Genomic DNA, 16,594 nt, shown 5'->3' on the forward strand with positions numbered 1-16,594 from the left:
GACCTGCTTCACCTGCGCCTCTTGGCGCCCGACGGATTTGGCCTGCGCCAAACGCTCCTTCCGGCCCTTAGGCTCCTAAGCCACGGCCCCCTGCCTCGTACTTGGATGATCTGACATGCAACTCACCCCCCGCGAAAAAGACAAACTGTTGGTCGCAATGGCCGCCGAGGTCGCCCGCAAACGGCTGGCGCGTGGCGTCAAGCTGAACCACCCCGAGGCCATCGCCCTGATCACCGAGGCCGTGGTCGAGGGCGCGCGCGACGGTCGTTCCGTGGCGGACATGATGGAGGCCGGGGCCCAAGTCCTGACACGCGACCACGTGATGGACGGCATCGCCGAGATGATCCACGAAATTCAGGTCGAAGCGACCTTTCCTGACGGCACCAAACTGGTCACCGTCCACAACCCAATCCGCTAGGAGGCCGCCGCGATGATCCCCGGAGAACTCTTGCCCGCTGAGGGCGACCTGACGCTGAACCCCGGCACGCAGGCCGTCATTCTGATGGTCGCCAACACCGGTGACCGCCCCGTGCAGGTCGGCAGCCACTACCACTTTGCAGAGGCGAATTTCGCGCTGGATTTTGACCGCACCGCCGCGCACGGTCTGCGGCTGGACATCGCCGCGGGCACCGCGATCCGGTTTGAACCCGGCCAACGTCGCGAAGTGCCGCTGATCCCCATCGGGGGCGCGCGACGCGTATTTGGCTTCAATCAACAGGTGATGGGAGACCTCTAATGCGGAACGCATCTCATCCCTTTGCCGCTGCCATCTGGCCCTTCAAAAACTAGCCGCCCTCGCCCCCGCCTAAGCCGCCCCCAATTCGACCGCCCACGCACTGCCCCAAAGGATACGACCCCATGGCCACCACGATTTCCCGCGCTGATTACGCTGCCATGTTTGGCCCCACTGTCGGTGACCGGCTCCGGTTGGCAGACACGGACCTGATCATTGAGGTCGAGCGGGACATCATTGCTGAACGCGCGGGCGCGGCCTCCACCGGGGGCTCTGGCGCCAACGCGCTGCACTACGGCGAAGAGGTCAAGTTTGGCGGCGGCAAGGTTATTCGCGACGGCATGGGCCAGTCCCAAGCCACCCGCGCGGCCGGCGCCGTGGACACCGTCATCACCAACGCCCTAATCGTCGATCACACGGGTATTTATAAGGCGGACGTGGGCCTTAAGGACGGGCGCATCCACAAAATCGGCAAGGCCGGCAACCCCGACACACAACCCGGCGTCGACATCATCGTAGGCCCCGGCACCGAGGCCATCGCCGGTGAGGGCCGCATCCTGACGGCCGGCGGGTTCGACAGCCACATCCACTTTATCTGCCCACAGCAAATGGACGACGCCCTACATTCGGGCGTCACGACCTGCTTTGGCGGCGGCACGGGGCCTGCCCACGGCACATTGGCCACAACCTGCACCCCTGGCCCATGGCATCTGGGCCGGATGTTCCAAGCCTTTGACAGCATTCCGATGAACATTGGCCTTGCAGGCAAAGGAAACGCGTCCCAGCCCGAGGCGTTGCGCGAAATGGTCGAAGGCGGGGCGTCCTGCCTCAAGCTGCACGAAGACTGGGGCACCACACCCGGCGCCATCGACTGCTGCCTGTCCGTGGCCGATGATATGGACGTGCAGGTCATGATCCACACCGACACGCTGAACGAATCCGGCTTTGTCGAAAACACGATGAAGGCCATCGCCGGGCGCACCATCCACGCCTTTCATACCGAAGGGGCGGGCGGCGGCCACGCGCCCGACATCATCAAAATATGCGGGGCGGACAACGTGTTGCCCTCATCCACCAACCCCACCCGCCCCTTCACCGTGAACACGCTTGAGGAACACCTCGACATGCTCATGGTCTGCCACCACCTCGATAAATCCATCCCCGAAGACGTGGCCTTTGCCGAAAGCCGCATCCGCTGCGAAACCATCGCCGCCGAGGATATCCTGCACGATATGGGCGCGTTCAGCATCATCGCGTCCGACAGTCAGGCCATGGGCCGCGTCGGAGAGGTTATCATTCGCACATGGCAAACCGCCGACAAAATGCGCAAACAGCGCGGGCGGCTCAGCGAGGAAACCGGCGACAACGACAACTTCCGCGTCCGCCGCTACATCGCGAAGTACACCATCAACCCCGCCCTCGCCCACGGCGTCAGCCAGCATGTCGGTTCGATCGAAGAAGGCAAACGCGCAGACCTTGTCCTCTGGAGCCCCGCGTTCTTTGGCGTCAAACCCGAGATGGTCTTGATGGGCGGCACGATTGTTGTGGCGCAAATGGGCGATCCCAATGCATCGATCCCCACGCCACAGCCGGTCTATTCACGGGCGATGTTCGGCAGCTTCGGCCGCTCGGTTGAGCATTCTTCGGTGTGTTTTGTGTCCGAGGCCGCCATGGCCGCCGACCTGCGCGGCACGCTCGGCACCGCCAAACACATGGAGGCCGTACAAAACACACGGAACATCTCCAAGGCGGACCTGATCCTCAACTCTGCCACGCCCGAAGTCGAGGTAAACCCCGAAACCTACGAAGTCCGCGCCAACGGCGAACTCCTGACCTGCGAACCCGCAAGCGAGCTGCCCATGGCGCAGCGGTATTTCTTGTTTTGAGGGCGCCAAATGAAGTCTGAGGCCGATCTATATCTAGAGCGTGCGCAAGAGTACTTGCGAGCAGCCGAGATCGTTTTTCAGGCCGAAGACTCCAAGGATTGGGAGAACCGTAATCCCATTTACTTCCTACTCCTCCATTCCGCCGAACTCGGCCTAAAGTCACTAGGAAAGTCCCGTGGTCTTGATACGCACAACAGCCACGACTTGGTCGTTCTGTTACGGACAGTTACCCAAACAGGTGATCGCATTCATTTTAGACGTATCTATCGAAAGCTAGTGGAATTGAGACTTGAGAAAACACATTCAAGGTTTGCTAGATCACAACAGAAGCTCTCCCAAGCAGCGATCGAGGTAGAAACGGCATCGATGCGTTACCAGCCACTTTGGCTAGCACACACATTCAGACTTTTGGGCGCACTTGGGCAATCTGAGATGACGAAAATTGAATTCGGAAAAGAGATCAAAAAGTACTGGCATTCAGTAAGATATCCGCGTTTCGGGATAACAACCTATCCTGAATACCATGCCACCTTCGCCTTGTGCGCGGGCATCATAGAGATTTCGCAGCAAGAACGAGAAAAAGCTTCGAACTCAAAAGTATTTTAACCATCAAAGCACCCAGTCCAAAGTCGGACCGCTCCAATCACTGCCAAGGATCTCCCCAAAGCATGAGCACGATGAAAACAGCCCATACCACCCACCCTCATCCCCACGGCGCGCCCAGCGACGCGCTGACGCTCAGCTATGATGCCCGGTTTCTGCGCCGCAAAGTTCTGACCACGGATCAAGGCAATCAAGTGCTCGTGGATTTCGCCCAAGCGACATCGCTGCCCCCTGGCGGCGTGCTCACCTGCACGGATGACACCGAGATCCACATCCATGCCGCCCACGAACCCTGTTTGCGCATCACCGGCGACCTGCCCCGGATGGCGTGGCACATCGGCAATCGCCACACGCCCTGCCAGATCGAAGCCGACCACCTGATCATCCGCGCGGACCCGATCATGGCCGACATGCTCCGCGGCCTTGGCGCGCAGATCACCGAGATCACCGCCCCCTTCACCCCCGAGGGCGGGGCGTATGGGCATGGGCGCACCCACGGGCACGACCACTCGCACCAACACGGCCCAGAAACCCATGACCACTGACGCCACCCTCACCTTGGCCCAGTGGTTTTCGCCGGCCTACCCCGTGGGGGCCTTTGCTTATTCCCACGGGCTCGAAACAGCGATTGAGGGCGGGGTGGTGCACGATGTCGATACATTGCGCGCTTGGATCGCGCCCGTCTTGACGCACGGCTCCGGCCGCAATGATGCTCTGTTTCTGGCGGCGGCTTTTCATGGCGATGCCGCGCGGGTCGATGAACACTGCCGCGCGTTCACCTCCTCAGCGGAACGCCTGATGGAAACGACCCAACAAGGGGCGGCCTTTGCCGCGACCACCCGCGCGATCTGGCCGATCGACCTGCCGGACTATGCCTATCCGGTGGCTGTGGGCCGGGCCGCACACCTACTGGGCCTGCCGCTCAAGCTGACCACACAATACTACCTGCAAGCCTTTGCCAGCACGCTGGTGTCTGTCGGCATCCGGCTGATCCCACTCGGGCAAACCCAAGGTCACGCACTGATCCACGCGCTATCGCCGCTGTGCAAAACCATCGCCCAAGACACCGCACAGGACACTGCACAGGGCGACTTAGACACCCTCTCAGGCACCGCTTTCTTGGCCGACATTCACGCCATGCAGCACGAAACTCTTTACTCAAGGACCTTCCGCACATGAGCCAAAATGGCCCTCTTCGTATCGGCATCGGCGGCCCTGTGGGCGCTGGAAAAACCACGCTGACCGCGCGCCTTGCTGCCCATTGGAAAGACAAGTTGTCCGTGGCTGTCATCACCAACGACATCTACACCCAAGAGGACGCAGAGGCGCTGACCCGGATGCAGATCCTGCCCTCAGACCGGATCATCGGCGTTGAAACCGGGGGCTGCCCCCACACCGCCATCCGTGAGGACGCAAGCGTCAACCTCGCTGCCGTGGCTCAGATGAACGCGCGCCATCCCGACCTAGATGTGATCCTGATCGAAAGCGGGGGCGACAACCTGTCGGCCACGTTTTCGCCCGAGCTGGCCGACATCACGCTCTATGTCATCGACGTGGCCGCGGGCGAAGAAATCCCTCGCAAGGGCGGGCCCGCGATCACTCGCTCGGATGTGCTGATCATCAACAAGACCGACCTCGCGCCCCATGTCGGCGCCGATCTCAGCGTGATGGAGCGGGATGCCACCCGTATGCGCGCGGGCCGTCCGTTCCAGTTCTGCGCCCTGCGCCACGGCACCGGCGTGGCCGAGGTCGCCGCCCAAGCCGAGGCGATTGGCGGCCTGCTACTGAACGCCCCCTAGCGGCGACAGATACAAAGTGACGTTGCGGACCCTTGCCCCGTGACGCATGATGACCCTTTCCAAAACACGCTTTACTGCTAGGGTACTGCAAACCTTGGGGAGGGTCTCATGCACGAACAAAACCGGCCGTGGACGGCCTTTTACGGGCCAAATGCGCGCGCGGACATTCCCGCCCCGCTGCACCGCACGATCGGTGATCTGATCAACGCCATGACCCATCTGCACGGGGCCAAAACCGCATTCACCTGTTGTCTGCCCAACGGGATGAACGGGCGGCTCACCTATGCGCAAGTCGATGAAATGTCGGACGCTTTCGCCATTTATCTGCGCGAAGTCGCGGGCCTGTCAGCCGGGGACAGCGTGGCGCTTCAGGTGCCCAATGGCCTGTCTTTTCCCGTCGCAGCCTTTGGGGTGATGAAAGCGGGCTGCGTTTTGGTCAACGTGAACCCCCTGTATACCGCTGAAGAAATGGCAAAGCAGTTCGCCGACGCCACGCCCAACGCACTGATTATCGTGGATATCTTTGCCGCAAAGCTGGTCGAGGCGATGCAGGGCCACCCGATCCCTAACATCATCGTCACCCAAGTGGCCGAATTTTTCCCCGCCGCCCCGCGCGGCATCGTGCGCTTGGTCCAAAAATACTGGGACCGGTCGCTCTCCCCGATCGAAGTGCCACATATCCGCTTGCCCGACGCGCTCGCCACGGGGCGCAGCCGTCGCGACGCGGGCAAAGTCGTGGTCGAGGAATACCGCGCCCACATGACCGGCGACGACCTTGCGTGCCTGCAATACACCGGCGGCACCACGGGCGTGTCCAAGGCCGCGATGCTGAGCCACGCAAACCTGCTCACCAACATGGAACAGACGCTAGAGCTGCTAGAGGGCCTCGAAAGCGGGTCCGAGATCGTGCTGACCGCGCTGCCGATGTACCACATCTTTGCGTTTACGGTGAACCTGCTGGGGTTCTATTCGTTGGGGGCCAACAACGTGCTGATCCCCAATCCTCGCCCGCTCAGCAATCTTAAGCGCGCGTTCGAAAACTATAAGATTACGGTGCTTACTGGGGTCAATACGCTCTTTAATGGTTTGAATAATGAAATCTGGTTTTTGGATTCCCCACCCAAGTACCTCAAATTTGCGGCCGCTGGCGGCATGGCATTGCAGTCCGCAGTGGCCGAACGGTGGGAAGAAATCACCGGCAAACCCGTCCTAGAAGGCTACGGCCTGACGGAAACAGCCCCCTGCCTCAGCTTTAACCCAATCGGCAAGACACGGGTCAATTCCATCGGCGTGCCCGTGCCCTCGACCTACATGAAATGCGTCGATGAGGCCGGCCAAGAAGTCCCCCAAGGCACCGCCGGTGAGTTGGCCGCAAAGGGCCCCCAAGTCATGAAAGGCTATTGGCAAAACCCTGAGGAAACCGCGAATGTCCTGAACGATGGTTGGTTCCTGACCGGCGATATCGCCACCATGGACGCCGACGGCTATTTCCGCATCGTGGACCGCAAAAAGGACATGGTGTTGGTGTCGGGCTTCAACGTCTATCCCAATGAGATTGAGGACTGCATGACCCGCCACCCCGGCGTGTCAGAGGCCGCTGTGATCGGCGTGCCTGATGGTGCCAGCGGCGAGGCCCTCAAGGCCTATGTCGTGGCTTTGGATGACACCCTCGACCAAGCCACTCTACGCGCCTACTGCAAAGAGCATCTGACCAACTACAAGGTGCCCAAAGTCATTGAATTCCGGGATGATTTGCCCAAATCCAACGTCGGAAAAATCCTGCGCAAAGACCTGCGCGCCGAAGCACTGAGCAAGGGATAGCGTCATGGTCGGACCTTTTGAACAAGCCATTCTCGCGCTGATGATCGCGGTCATTATGCTCGGCATGGGCGCGTCGCTCACCCCGCGTGACTTTGTCCTCGCTCTCAAACGGCCAAAGGGCCTCGCGATTGGGGTGGTCTCACAGTACGGGTTTATGCCGTTTATTGGCTTTTTGCTGATCACCGCCCTGCCCCTGCCAGAGGCGATTGCGGTGGGTACGTTGATCATGGCCTGTATGCCCGGCGGCACCACATCGAACATTTTCACATATTTTTCAAAGGGTAATCTGGCGCTGTCCGTCCTAATGACCGTGACATCCACGATCTTTGGTGTGCTTTTGATCCCGATTGTTCTGCTGATCTATGCAGGTGCGCTGGACCTCGAAATTCCACGCGAAAACATCATCGCGACGCTGGTTTTGCTGCTTGTACCTGTTGCGATAGGCATGACCCTGCGCAAGCTAAACGCCAACGTTGGCGCCGTGACAGAGTTCATGGGCTCTGCGCTGGCGGTGTTCTTTATCGTGTTCCTGATCGTGTCGTGGATTCCGCGCAACTGGGGCTTTTTGACGGAAACCACATGGGCGACCTACGCGGCCTCTGCTGCGTTGGGGTTGGTGGGTATTTTCATCGGCTACAACTTTGCCCGCGCGCTAAAACTGCACCCCCGCAATGCACGGACCGTGGCGCTTGAAACCGGCATCCAAAACGGCCCGCTCGCGGTGGCGATCATTGCATTCACATTTTCGGGCACCGAGGCGCAAAGCTACATGGCGGTGCCGGTGCTGTATTCGCTGTTCATCGTGATCGTCTCAACCTGTGTGACGTTCTATTTCCGCCGCGCGAATACTGCGGCCGAACAAGCGATGCCGGACGGCTTGTTGTAGGGAGCTTGAGGCCCCTTACAACTGGACGTTTAATGTACACATCAATGTATACATTATTCGCCGGGTAATTTCAGTCCCGCTTGCTTGGCATAGACCTTGGCCACGGCGGCGTCATCGACCCCGCCCAAACCCATTTCGGCGGCCGCCTTGAATTGTGCCAGCGCGGTGTCGGTGATTGGCGCCTCAAAGCCCGCGTCGCGCGCGATATCGAGCACGATGCCAAGATCCTTGGGCCAGATGTTCACCGAACTGCGCGGCGCGTAGTCGCCGTCCACAATGTGGGGCGCGCGGTTTTCCAACATCCAGCTGGTGCCCGCACACTTTGAGATCACCTCCACAAAGGCGGCGGGGGTCACGCCTTGGGTCATGCCAAAGGTCAGTGCCTCGGCCATGGCCGCGATGTGCACGCCGGCCAGCAACTGGTTCACGGCCTTCATCGCCGAGCCCGCACCTGCGGCATCGCCCAGCTCAAACACCGTCTCGGCCATTGCATCCAGCACGGGGCGCGCGGCGGCAAAGGCCGTGGGCGTGCCTGACGCCATGATCGACAATTGCCCCGACGCCGCCTTGGCCGCGCCGCCCGAAATCGGCGCATCAAGGTACAGCACACCGCTGGTCGCGCAGCGTGCTTCCATGTCACGCGCAAATGCGGGGGGGACGGTCGCGCAGCTTAGGACAATTGCACCGGGGCGCAGGCCCGCGACCACACCGTTCGCGCCGAATAAAACATCCTCGGTTTGGGCCGCATTCAGGACCACCACAACCAGCGCGTCCAAAGTGCCCGCAACATCACCTAGCGTGCCCGCCGCACCACCTTCGGCTTGAAACTGAGCCGTGCGTTCGGGCGAAATATCATAGCCGTGGGTGCGCATCCCCGCGCGCAACAGCGATTGCGCCATGCCATAGCCCATTGAGCCGAGGCCCACGATTGCGGTTGTTGTCATTCTTGGATCTCCTGTGCGGCCAACGCGGCCTGTGTAGCGGGGCGCGCGCGCATTGCAAGTTTATGCGCGGCGAGTTTTGGGAAGGGGTCGATTGGAACACCTGCCGCGTCGAGCCACCGGGCAAAGACATACAGATAGGCGTCGCAAAAGCTATACTCTGCGCCCAGCGCCCATGGGCCAAGCGGCAGGTTGGATTCAAGGTAAGTGGCGCAATCGCTGAGGTTTTGTGGCACATATTTTTGCATATCGGCCAAAGCAACAGGGTCCTGCGCCCAGCGTTTGCCCCGCAGTTTGTGCGCGAATGCGATGTGAGCCGTGGCGCACAAATAGGCACATAATTCCCGCGCCCGTGCTTGGGCCAAGTGACCTTCGGGCAGCAGGCCCGCCTGTGGATGGCGCGCGGCCAGATACTCAAGGATCGCGGGGTTTTCCGTCAGGCTGCCGTCGGGGGTGTCCAACAGGGGAACACGGCCCTTTGGATTGCGTGCGAGGAATTCGGGCGCTTGATGCGCGCCCTGAGGGATCGGGACCTCAACCAGTGCGAGGTCGACGCCGAGTTCTAGCGCGAGGATGTGCGGCGCCAGCGCCGAAGAACCTTTGGAATAATAGAGTGTGTACATGCCGGCCACCGTAGGGCCGGTCGCGCGCAGAGACTACCCCGAAATGCCCGCAAATTCAGCAGGGTCACACGATACCTCCGCTTACATGGATCGTAAGTTGTTTTAACTTCCGTAAAGCGTAACTTACGCCTATCGTTTTTTCAGAGCCCCGTAAGAGGGCCACCAAAACCACTGGGAGGACTACATGAAACACACGACTTTGACCTTTGCCGTCACGGCCGCGGCCCTTTTGGGCGCGACGGCGGCTTATGCTGATTATCCCACGCGCGCGATCAATATGGTGATCCCCTACGGCGCGGGTGGGGCCACTGACATTTCTGCACGCACCATCTCTGAGCCTTTGGGCGCGGCGGTGGGCAAGCCCTTGGTGATGGCGAACATCACCGGTGCGGGCGGCGCGACCGGATCCGTTGCGGTACAGAACGCCAACGCGGACGGGTATACGATGCTGTTTGCGCGGGTCGGCTCACACTCGGTGAACCCAGCGATGAAAGCCACGCTGCCCTACGGGCTAGAAGATTTCCGCTTTGTGACTGTGTATGAAATCAACCCTGTGGCCTGCGCGGTGCGTCCGGCGTCGGGCATCACGTCGATGGATCAGTTGATCGCAAAAGTTGCCGAGGGCGGTATCAGCTACAGCTCTTCCGGGGTGGGGTCGATGCCCCATCTGGCCAGCGCGATGGTCCTGTCGGAGTTCGGCGTGGCCGACCCGCTGACCGATGCCACGCACATCCCGCAAAAGGGCGGCGGCGCAGCGATCACTGCCGTTCTGAACGGCACGTCGACGTTTGTGTGCACAAACTCATCCGCGCTTGCATCGTTTGTGGCCAACAAGCAGCTGACACCATTGCTGGTTACCACGGCCGAGCCTGTCGTCGGCTTTGACGCCCCCACCGCGAACCAATTGGGCAAGGACAAGCTGAACCAATTGGTCGGCTGGACCGGCATTGCAGGCCCAGATGACCTGCCTGATGACGTGGCCGCCAAATGGGGAGAGTGGATGGCCGCTGCCACCGCCGACCCCAAATTCCGCGAAACCATGGAATCGCGCGGTTCGGTGATCGAGCTGATGGACCCCGTCAAAGCCAATGAGTTCATTCAAGGTCAGTACAACACCTTCCGCACGCTGGTCGAAGACCTTGGGATGCGGATTGAAGGTTAAATCCTAACGGACTGAAAACACTGGATGCGGCTACCTTTTGGTGGCCGCATTCGTCACGATATTTGACACTGGGGGATGTGGGGTGTCACCGAAAACCATTCAATTTCAACTGGGACTAGGGGCCTGTCTGGCCGCTGCGTTCCTTGTGCTTTGGGCGATCCCGAACTGGGTTTCGTCACCGAGTAATGTGTCCAACATCGTGCTTGCGCCCGTGTTTTGGCCCTATGCGTTGTCGGGTATCACGGGCTTGGTGGGCTTGGGGCTATTGCTGGCCGCGCGCGGGGCGTCATCCGCCCCTGACGCCGAGGCAGAGCCTGCCGCCGCCGACGGGCTATCGTGGATGCGATTGGGCGCGCTGGCCATAATCATGGTGGCGACGATGTTCGCCTTGCCCCGTTTGGGCATGGTGTGGACCGCGATGATTGTGTTCGTGCTGACGGCCTTTCTGTTCCGCACCCGCCATCCTCTTACGGCCTTGATCTGTGCGGTGGTGATCCCGCTCGCGCTATACCTATTTTTCGCCAAAGTGGCGGGGGTCGCGATCCCCCAAGGCATATTTGTGAGGCTTCCGTGAGTTTTATTGACAGCCTGATGGCAGGTCTGAGCCTTGTCGCCTCGGTCGAGGCGTTTTTGGCGTTGTTTGTGGGCATTGTGATCGGGGTCATCGGTGGGGCCATTCCGGGCCTATCGGCCACGATGGCCGTGGCGCTGACGCTGCCGTTTACGTTTTCGATGCAGCCCATTACCGGCATTTTGTTATTGTTGGGGGTCTACAAGGGCGGCATTTTCGGCGGCTGTATCCCGGCCATTTTGATCAAGACGCCGGGCACCCCTGCGTCATCGGCCACCATCCTTGACGGCCACCCAATGGCAGAACGCGGAGAAGCCGGACGCGCCTTGGGCATGGCGCTTTGGGCGTCGTGCACGGCGGATTTGGTGTCCAACCTTGCGCTGATCCTATTTGCGGGGTGGCTTGCTTCTTTTGCGTTGAACTTTGGCCCGCCTGAGTTTTTTGCGCTGATCCTGTTTTCGCTGACGATCATCGCCGGGGTGTCTGGCGACAGCCTGTTGCGCGGGGCCTTGTCAGCGTTGTTGGGGTTGATGCTGGCGACCGTGGGGCTGGATCTGGTGTATGGGACCAACCGGTTCACCTTTGGCGATCCGAACATGATGGGGGGCTTGAATTTCATTGCCGTTCTGATCGGGCTGTTCGCCATCCCCGAGATCATTGCCATGGCGTGGAACCCCACCGCACACTTGGGCAAGGCCCGCGCGCTTGGCAATGCGAAGGTCACGATCAAGGATTACATCGGCAGCTTCCGGTCGATTATTCGGGGCAGTCTGATTGGGGTGTTTTTGGGTTCTATCCCCGGGATTGGCGCGGCGCCTTCTGCGTTCTTGAGCTATTCTGAGGCGCGGCGAAAATCCAAGAACAAGGCCAACTTTGGCAAGGGCGAGATTGAGGGCGTGGCCGCATCCGAGGCGGGCAACAACGGGGTGGCGGGGGCCACGTTGATCCCACTGCTGGCACTGGGCGTGCCGGGGGATGTGATCACCGCGATCATCATCGGCGCCTTTATGGTGCATGGGCTGCAACCCGGCCCGATGATGTTCATCCTGAATGTGGACATCATCTATGGGCTGTTCATCGGCTTGATCGTCAGTTCGGTGTTTTTGTTCATCGTGGGCAGTGTCGCGATCAAGGGCTTTCGGTTTGTGGCCGATGTGCCCAAGCGCATCTTGATGCCCGCCGTGTTGATCCTGTGCATTTATGGGGTGTTCGCGGTGAACAACAACATCTTTGACGTGGGCGTTATGTTTGCGATGGGCTGGGTGGGCTATGCCATGATGCGCTATCGCATCCCCGCCGCCCCCTTCTTGATCGCGTTCATTCTTGGCCCGCTGCTTGAGGATAACTTCCGCCAATCCATGCTGATGTCGGGCAGTGACCCGAGCATCCTGCTGCGCGGGCCGATTACGTGGTTTTTCTGGGCGATGACGTTGCTGACGATTGCAGCCATCGGACGGGCGATTGCGCGCAAGCAGGCGGTTTAGGCCGCCCGCCTGTGTGGTCAAGCCGCATCGCGGCACCTGCGAGGTGATTGAAACCATTGAGGAACCTGCCGCAACAGGATATTGGTTCCCTTAGGTCAGGTGCGTTGTATCAAACCGCGCCTGACCACTATTAAAGATGCCATGAAAAGAGGGACTATGGCCCCGATCCTGCCCCTAACCCCGCATGGGTAGTCACGCACAAGATGCCCCCGCCCGCCCCCGTCCTAGCCGGGGGGAAACGGTCCTCTTTTTCATCGCGGCAATTGGGGTGTTCGCGCTGAACATGATGTTATGGGGCTACGACACGCCGCCCCTGATCGACTGGCCCAACCACATGGCGCGCCATGTGCTGCAATGCGGGGCTGTGGGGGCCGAGCACGTTGGGCGGTACTACGCCTATGCGCTGGAAATCGTGCCGAACCTGACCTCAGACATGATCCACACGTGGCCAGTCGCCTGCGCGGACCTTGAGACGACGCAAAAGGTGCTGATCCAAATCGGATCCTTTGGCCTGTTTGCAGCGACCGCCGTGCTGCACCGCGCGATCTGGGGGGCATGGTCGCTGTGGCCGCTGGTCGCGGTGATGGTGATGCACAACATGACTTGGGCCTTTGGGTTTGAGAACTTTGCGCTGGCGGCACCGGCGGCGATCTTGGTGCTGGCGTTGTGGTTCGCGATGGCCGCACGAGGGGCCGTTGTTCGGCTGGCGATGATCTGGCCCTGCGCGGTGCTGGTCTATGTGATGCACTTGTATGCCTTTGGGTTCGTCATGCTGATGATCGGCCTGTTAGAGTTGCACGACGTTACCCGCACACCCGCGAGCCGCGCTGCGATTCTGAGACGGGCGGGCATGGTGCTGGCCGTGGCCCTGATCCCGGCGGTGCATTTGGTGGGCGCACTGCGCGCCTCACCGGAGTTGGAGGCCGGCGGGATAGATTACGGCACACTGGCGCAGTTCTTGACCGCCTTTGTCGCCCCATTTGCCAGCTTTGGTTTGTTCGCCTCAACGGCGGAGACGATTGTGGCCGGGCTGTTGGGGTTGGCCGAAACGGCCGGGATCATCCTGTGGCTGCGCCGCGCGGGCTTCGGTATGTCCTTGGACCCGCGTGTGCGGTTTGCTTTGCCCGCGCTGGCCCTGATTACCTTGCTGGTGCCCTATTATTTCTCTGGCATTGCCTACACCAACATGCGGTTTCCGGTGCTTTTGGCGCCTGTGCTATTGGCCGCGATCCGCGTGGATTTTACGCCCCGCGCGATGTGGGTGTTTGCGGGGGCGATGCTGGTCCTGTTGGCGGTTAAGATGCTGTGGCTGACGGACAAATGGGCGCTGCATGACGCGCAGGTTGCTGAATTGCGCGCAGCGGCGGCTGTTTTATCGCCGCAGGATCGGTTGTTGGTGACACGGCATGATCAGTCGCAAACGATCCGGCTCCATTCCCACTCGGCCTCGTATATCCTGCGCGATCGGGGGGCCTATTGGACCGGGGTGTTTACCGGAGGCAACGCCATCGCCCCCCTGCCCGCCTATGCGGCGCGCGACAAGACGCATTTGTTTCCAATCCCTTGGCAGGTGTTAATGCCCGTACACCAAAACCATGAAGTGTTTGAGACGGGCAGCTATCTGGCGGATTGGCGCGATTTTTACACCCATACGTTGGTGTTATTTGCCCCACAGGACGCACCCCGCGCCCAAGCCGCCGGGCTGCATAATCTGGGCGCGCCATTGGCCCGAGGATCGTTCTTTGAGATTTTACAGTTTCACCCGGAAACGCCATAAAGGTGCGAATTTCAAAGCATTACGGCGTGGGGGCAGAGTGGAAACCAATCACCAGCGATCTCAGGGAGGGCCGGTGGTGCTGTGAGAGAGGATTGAACTCTCGACCTCACCCTTACCAAGGGTGTGCTCTGCCACTGAGCTACCACAGCATGTTTCCGGTGGCGGGTGATTAGACCGGAATGAACATCCACGCAAGGGCAATCTGGACCCTTTTTGCAAGGCAGGCTACACCCGTCCCTAAGATGACAAAAAACCCAGCCAAACACCCCGAGACACCGGCCGCGAAAGCGGCTGCTGCGCGTGAACAACGCCTGAAGGCCGCGCTAAAGGCCAACATGGGCCGCCGCAAGGCGCAGGCCCGTGCAAAAGCGCGATCCGAGACGGAAACGCAACCGGGGACTGAGGCGGACGCTAACGCGCACAATGAGGACGAGAGCAATGGATAGTATAGTCGTACAGGGCGGGCAGGCCCTAAAGGGATCAATCCCGATTGCGGGGGCCAAGAACGCGTGTTTGACGCTGATGCCTGCGACACTTCTGAGCGAAGAGCCGCTGACACTGACAAATGCGCCCCGGCTGTCGGACATTCGGACCATGACGCTGCTGTTGCAGTCCTTGGGGGCTGAGGTGTCGAGCCTTGCGGAGGGTGGCGTGTTGGCGATGTCGTCGCATGACATCAACAACCACACCGCTGATTATGACATTGTGCGCAAGATGCGGGCCTCGATCCTTGTGCTGGGGCCTATGCTTGCACGTGATGGGCATGCGATTGTGTCGCTGCCCGGTGGCTGTGCGATTGGCGCGCGGCCAGTTGATTTGCACCTAAGGTCGCTAGAGGCGTTGGGGGCAGAGTTGGACCTGCGCGAGGGATATGTGCACGCCAAGGCCACCGGTGGGCGGTTAAAAGGCGGGCGCTATGCCTTTCCTATTGTGTCGGTTGGAGCCACGGAAAACGCGTTGTTGGCGGCGGTGCTGGCCAAGGGCACGTCTGTTCTGGAAAACGTCGCACGTGAGCCCGAGATCGTGGACTTGGCCCAGTGTTTGCGGGCGATGGGCGCGCATATTGAAGGCGAAGGCACCGATACGCTAACGATTGAAGGTGTGGACCGGCTGCATGGCGCCACGCATCCCGTTGTGACGGACCGGATCGAATTGGGCACTTATATGCTGGCGCCACTGATTGCGGGGGGTGAGGTCACCCTTCAGGGCGGGCGTCGCAATCTGCTGGAAGCGTTTTGTGAGCGGATTGAAGCGGCGGGCGCCGAAGTGACCGAAGGCCCCGAGGGCCTGATGGTGCGGCGTGCCAATGGGCCGATGCGGGCTGTGGATGTAACGACCGCGCCCTTCCCCGGCTTTCCCACCGATTTGCAGGCGCAGATGATGGCAATGCTTTGCACCGCTGAGGGCACAAGCGTGCTGGACGAGAAAATCTTTGAAAACCGCTTTATGCATGCCCCCGAATTGACCCGGATGGGGGCCAAGATTGAGGTCCATGGCGGCACGGCGACTGTGACAGGCGTGGACCGTTTGCGCGGCGCCCCTGTCATGGCCACGGATCTGCGGGCGTCGGTGTCCTTGATCCTAGCGGGTTTGGCGGCCGAGGGCGAAACAAAGGTTAGCCGCGTCTATCACCTAGACCGCGGTTATGAGCATGTTGTGCGCAAGCTAAGCGGTGTTGGTGCAAAAATCGAACGGGTGAAGGACGATGTCTGACGCAACATTTCAGGACGGTGCGGAGGCGCCATTGCGCCTGATTGCGCGGGATGAGGAGGACCTACGGGTTATCTCAGCCTGTGTGCAGGATGCGGTCTTCGCAGGGGATCAAATCCATTGGGACGCCAAGAAGCGCGCCCTGACCGTTTTGATAAACCGTTTTCGCTGGGAAGACGCCGCACGCCGCACTGAACGTGTGCGGGCCTTGTTGCGGATTGATGGCGTGCTGCGCGTGCAGTCTAGCGGCGTGAGCCGGGACGCGGATGTTGTGCTGTCGGCCCTTGCGTTAAGCTGGGCCCCCGGTGCCGATGGTGCAGGACGGGTGGAGTTGGTGCTTGCGGGGGATGGCGCCTTGGGGATGGATGTAGAGTGCCTTGAGCTGAGCCTTGCGGATGTTACCCGGCCCTATGACGCCCCGTCGAAAACCCGCCCCGGCCATCCGGACGTGTGATGCGAACCGCCGGAGGGGCCAGCCCCTCCAGACCACCCCGGGATATTTAACAAACCAAAGACGACTTGAGCACAACCACGCGGCAGGGTAGGCCCTGCGCGACATGGAGGGGCCGATGCCTGTATTTCTGAACACCCGCGACAG

Annotated in this window: 18 protein-coding genes and 1 tRNA gene; 16 read left to right on the top strand and 3 right to left on the bottom strand. The window is 60.6% G+C overall.

The window, feature by feature from the left end:
* Positions 1 to 115: 115 nt before the first annotated feature.
* From AC4GMC_RS12400 to AC4GMC_RS12440, 9 genes are all read left to right on the top strand, one after another.
* A complete protein-coding gene (locus AC4GMC_RS12400) occupies positions 116 to 418 on the top strand; it encodes an urease subunit gamma (RefSeq protein WP_058122159.1) in 303 nt (100 codons plus the stop codon).
* A gap of 12 nt (positions 419 to 430) precedes the next feature.
* A complete protein-coding gene (locus tag AC4GMC_RS12405) occupies positions 431 to 736 on the top strand; it encodes an urease subunit beta (RefSeq protein WP_487879359.1) in 306 nt (101 codons plus the stop codon).
* Positions 737 to 858: 122 nt separating this feature from the next.
* Positions 859 to 2,619: an urease subunit alpha gene (ureC, locus tag AC4GMC_RS12410; RefSeq protein WP_487879360.1), complete on the top strand. Its 1,761-nt coding sequence runs from the start codon at positions 859 to 861 to the stop codon at positions 2,617 to 2,619.
* Positions 2,620 to 2,628: 9 nt separating this feature from the next.
* Entirely contained in the window at positions 2,629 to 3,225 is a 597-nt protein-coding gene (locus AC4GMC_RS12415) for a hypothetical protein (RefSeq protein WP_487878777.1), read from the top strand.
* 62 nt (positions 3,226 to 3,287) lie between these two features.
* Positions 3,288 to 3,767: an urease accessory protein UreE gene (locus AC4GMC_RS12420; RefSeq protein ID WP_487878776.1), complete on the top strand. Its 480-nt coding sequence runs from the start codon at positions 3,288 to 3,290 to the stop codon at positions 3,765 to 3,767.
* The gene (locus AC4GMC_RS12425) at positions 3,757 to 4,401 is read left to right on the top strand and encodes an urease accessory protein UreF (RefSeq protein WP_487878779.1); all 645 of its coding nucleotides are present in this window, start codon (positions 3,757 to 3,759) and stop codon (positions 4,399 to 4,401) included. The genes AC4GMC_RS12420 and AC4GMC_RS12425 overlap by 11 nt, the downstream gene beginning before the upstream one ends.
* Positions 4,398 to 5,021 carry an urease accessory protein UreG gene (gene ureG, locus AC4GMC_RS12430; RefSeq protein WP_487878616.1) on the top strand — a complete coding sequence of 208 codons (624 nt, stop codon included), beginning with the start codon at positions 4,398 to 4,400 and terminating at the stop codon, positions 5,019 to 5,021. The genes AC4GMC_RS12425 and ureG overlap by 4 nt, the downstream gene beginning before the upstream one ends.
* Before the next feature lie 108 nt (positions 5,022 to 5,129).
* Positions 5,130 to 6,842: an AMP-binding protein gene (locus AC4GMC_RS12435; protein ID WP_487878615.1), complete on the top strand. Its 1,713-nt coding sequence runs from the start codon at positions 5,130 to 5,132 to the stop codon at positions 6,840 to 6,842.
* Between the two features lie 4 nt (positions 6,843 to 6,846).
* Positions 6,847 to 7,728, top strand: a complete 882-nt coding sequence (locus AC4GMC_RS12440) for a bile acid:sodium symporter family protein (RefSeq protein ID WP_487879422.1) — start codon at positions 6,847 to 6,849, stop codon at positions 7,726 to 7,728.
* A gap of 53 nt (positions 7,729 to 7,781) precedes the next feature.
* Here the strand turns inward: AC4GMC_RS12440 and ltnD are convergent, their stop codons facing one another.
* Both ltnD and AC4GMC_RS12450 read right to left on the bottom strand, forming a co-directional pair.
* Positions 7,782 to 8,672 (bottom strand): L-threonate dehydrogenase, encoded by an 891-nt coding sequence (gene ltnD / locus AC4GMC_RS12445; protein WP_487879423.1) that lies wholly within the window; start codon positions 8,670 to 8,672, stop codon positions 7,782 to 7,784.
* Positions 8,669 to 9,292 (bottom strand): glutathione S-transferase family protein, encoded by a 624-nt coding sequence (locus AC4GMC_RS12450; protein WP_487877691.1) that lies wholly within the window; start codon positions 9,290 to 9,292, stop codon positions 8,669 to 8,671. The genes ltnD and AC4GMC_RS12450 overlap by 4 nt, the downstream gene beginning before the upstream one ends.
* 184 nt (positions 9,293 to 9,476) lie before the next feature.
* Between AC4GMC_RS12450 and AC4GMC_RS12455 the strand changes: the two genes are divergently transcribed.
* From AC4GMC_RS12455 to AC4GMC_RS12470, 4 genes are all read left to right on the top strand, one after another.
* Positions 9,477 to 10,454, top strand: coding sequence for a tripartite tricarboxylate transporter substrate binding protein (locus tag AC4GMC_RS12455; protein ID WP_487877690.1), 978 nt, complete (start codon positions 9,477 to 9,479; stop codon positions 10,452 to 10,454).
* 82 nt (positions 10,455 to 10,536) lie between these two features.
* Complete coding sequence (locus AC4GMC_RS12460) at positions 10,537 to 11,028, top strand: tripartite tricarboxylate transporter TctB family protein (RefSeq protein ID WP_487877689.1); 492 nt, start codon at positions 10,537 to 10,539, stop codon at positions 11,026 to 11,028.
* Positions 11,025 to 12,509: a tripartite tricarboxylate transporter permease gene (locus AC4GMC_RS12465; protein WP_487877688.1), complete on the top strand. Its 1,485-nt coding sequence runs from the start codon at positions 11,025 to 11,027 to the stop codon at positions 12,507 to 12,509. Before AC4GMC_RS12460 ends, AC4GMC_RS12465 begins: the two co-directional genes overlap by 4 nt.
* A 184-nt stretch (positions 12,510 to 12,693) precedes the next feature.
* Positions 12,694 to 14,286: a hypothetical protein gene (locus tag AC4GMC_RS12470; RefSeq protein ID WP_487877687.1), complete on the top strand. Its 1,593-nt coding sequence runs from the start codon at positions 12,694 to 12,696 to the stop codon at positions 14,284 to 14,286.
* A gap of 74 nt (positions 14,287 to 14,360) precedes the next feature.
* On the opposite strand, the gene AC4GMC_RS12475 is transcribed toward AC4GMC_RS12470, so the two are convergent.
* Positions 14,361 to 14,435, bottom strand: a tRNA-Thr gene (locus tag AC4GMC_RS12475).
* 93 nt (positions 14,436 to 14,528) lie between these two features.
* Between AC4GMC_RS12475 and AC4GMC_RS12480 the strand changes: the two genes are divergently transcribed.
* The 3 genes from AC4GMC_RS12480 to AC4GMC_RS12490 are packed head-to-tail and all read left to right on the top strand — an operon-like array spanning position 14,529 to position 16,450.
* Positions 14,529 to 14,732, top strand: a complete 204-nt coding sequence (locus tag AC4GMC_RS12480) for a hypothetical protein (protein ID WP_487877686.1) — start codon at positions 14,529 to 14,531, stop codon at positions 14,730 to 14,732.
* Positions 14,725 to 15,999, top strand: coding sequence for a UDP-N-acetylglucosamine 1-carboxyvinyltransferase (gene murA, locus AC4GMC_RS12485; RefSeq protein ID WP_487877685.1), 1,275 nt, complete (start codon positions 14,725 to 14,727; stop codon positions 15,997 to 15,999). Before AC4GMC_RS12480 ends, murA begins: the two co-directional genes overlap by 8 nt.
* Complete coding sequence (locus AC4GMC_RS12490) at positions 15,992 to 16,450, top strand: DUF2948 family protein (RefSeq protein ID WP_487877684.1); 459 nt, start codon at positions 15,992 to 15,994, stop codon at positions 16,448 to 16,450. The genes murA and AC4GMC_RS12490 overlap by 8 nt, the downstream gene beginning before the upstream one ends.
* Positions 16,451 to 16,594 lie beyond the last annotated feature (144 nt).

The organism is Thalassobacter sp., from assembly GCF_982993085.1.

Excerpts from the sequence above, each read along its gene's own strand:
- AC4GMC_RS12400 (WP_058122159.1), top strand. The coding sequence starts at position 116 with ATGCAACTCACCCCCCGCGAAAAAGACAAACTGTTGGTCGCAATGGCC.
- AC4GMC_RS12405 (WP_487879359.1), top strand. The coding sequence starts at position 431 with ATGATCCCCGGAGAACTCTTGCCCGCTGAGGGCGACCTGACGCTGAAC.
- ureC (WP_487879360.1), top strand. The coding sequence starts at position 859 with ATGGCCACCACGATTTCCCGCGCTGATTACGCTGCCATGTTTGGCCCC.
- AC4GMC_RS12415 (WP_487878777.1), top strand. The coding sequence starts at position 2,629 with ATGAAGTCTGAGGCCGATCTATATCTAGAGCGTGCGCAAGAGTACTTG.
- AC4GMC_RS12420 (WP_487878776.1), top strand. The coding sequence starts at position 3,288 with ATGAGCACGATGAAAACAGCCCATACCACCCACCCTCATCCCCACGGC.
- AC4GMC_RS12425 (WP_487878779.1), top strand. The coding sequence starts at position 3,757 with ATGACCACTGACGCCACCCTCACCTTGGCCCAGTGGTTTTCGCCGGCC.
- ureG (WP_487878616.1), top strand. The coding sequence starts at position 4,398 with ATGAGCCAAAATGGCCCTCTTCGTATCGGCATCGGCGGCCCTGTGGGC.
- AC4GMC_RS12435 (WP_487878615.1), top strand. The coding sequence starts at position 5,130 with ATGCACGAACAAAACCGGCCGTGGACGGCCTTTTACGGGCCAAATGCG.
- AC4GMC_RS12440 (WP_487879422.1), top strand. The coding sequence starts at position 6,847 with ATGGTCGGACCTTTTGAACAAGCCATTCTCGCGCTGATGATCGCGGTC.
- ltnD (WP_487879423.1), bottom strand. The coding sequence starts at position 8,672 with ATGACAACAACCGCAATCGTGGGCCTCGGCTCAATGGGCTATGGCATG.
- AC4GMC_RS12450 (WP_487877691.1), bottom strand. The coding sequence starts at position 9,292 with ATGTACACACTCTATTATTCCAAAGGTTCTTCGGCGCTGGCGCCGCAC.
- AC4GMC_RS12455 (WP_487877690.1), top strand. The coding sequence starts at position 9,477 with ATGAAACACACGACTTTGACCTTTGCCGTCACGGCCGCGGCCCTTTTG.
- AC4GMC_RS12470 (WP_487877687.1), top strand. The coding sequence starts at position 12,694 with ATGGGTAGTCACGCACAAGATGCCCCCGCCCGCCCCCGTCCTAGCCGG.
- AC4GMC_RS12480 (WP_487877686.1), top strand. The coding sequence starts at position 14,529 with ATGACAAAAAACCCAGCCAAACACCCCGAGACACCGGCCGCGAAAGCG.
- murA (WP_487877685.1), top strand. The coding sequence starts at position 14,725 with ATGGATAGTATAGTCGTACAGGGCGGGCAGGCCCTAAAGGGATCAATC.
- AC4GMC_RS12490 (WP_487877684.1), top strand. The coding sequence starts at position 15,992 with ATGTCTGACGCAACATTTCAGGACGGTGCGGAGGCGCCATTGCGCCTG.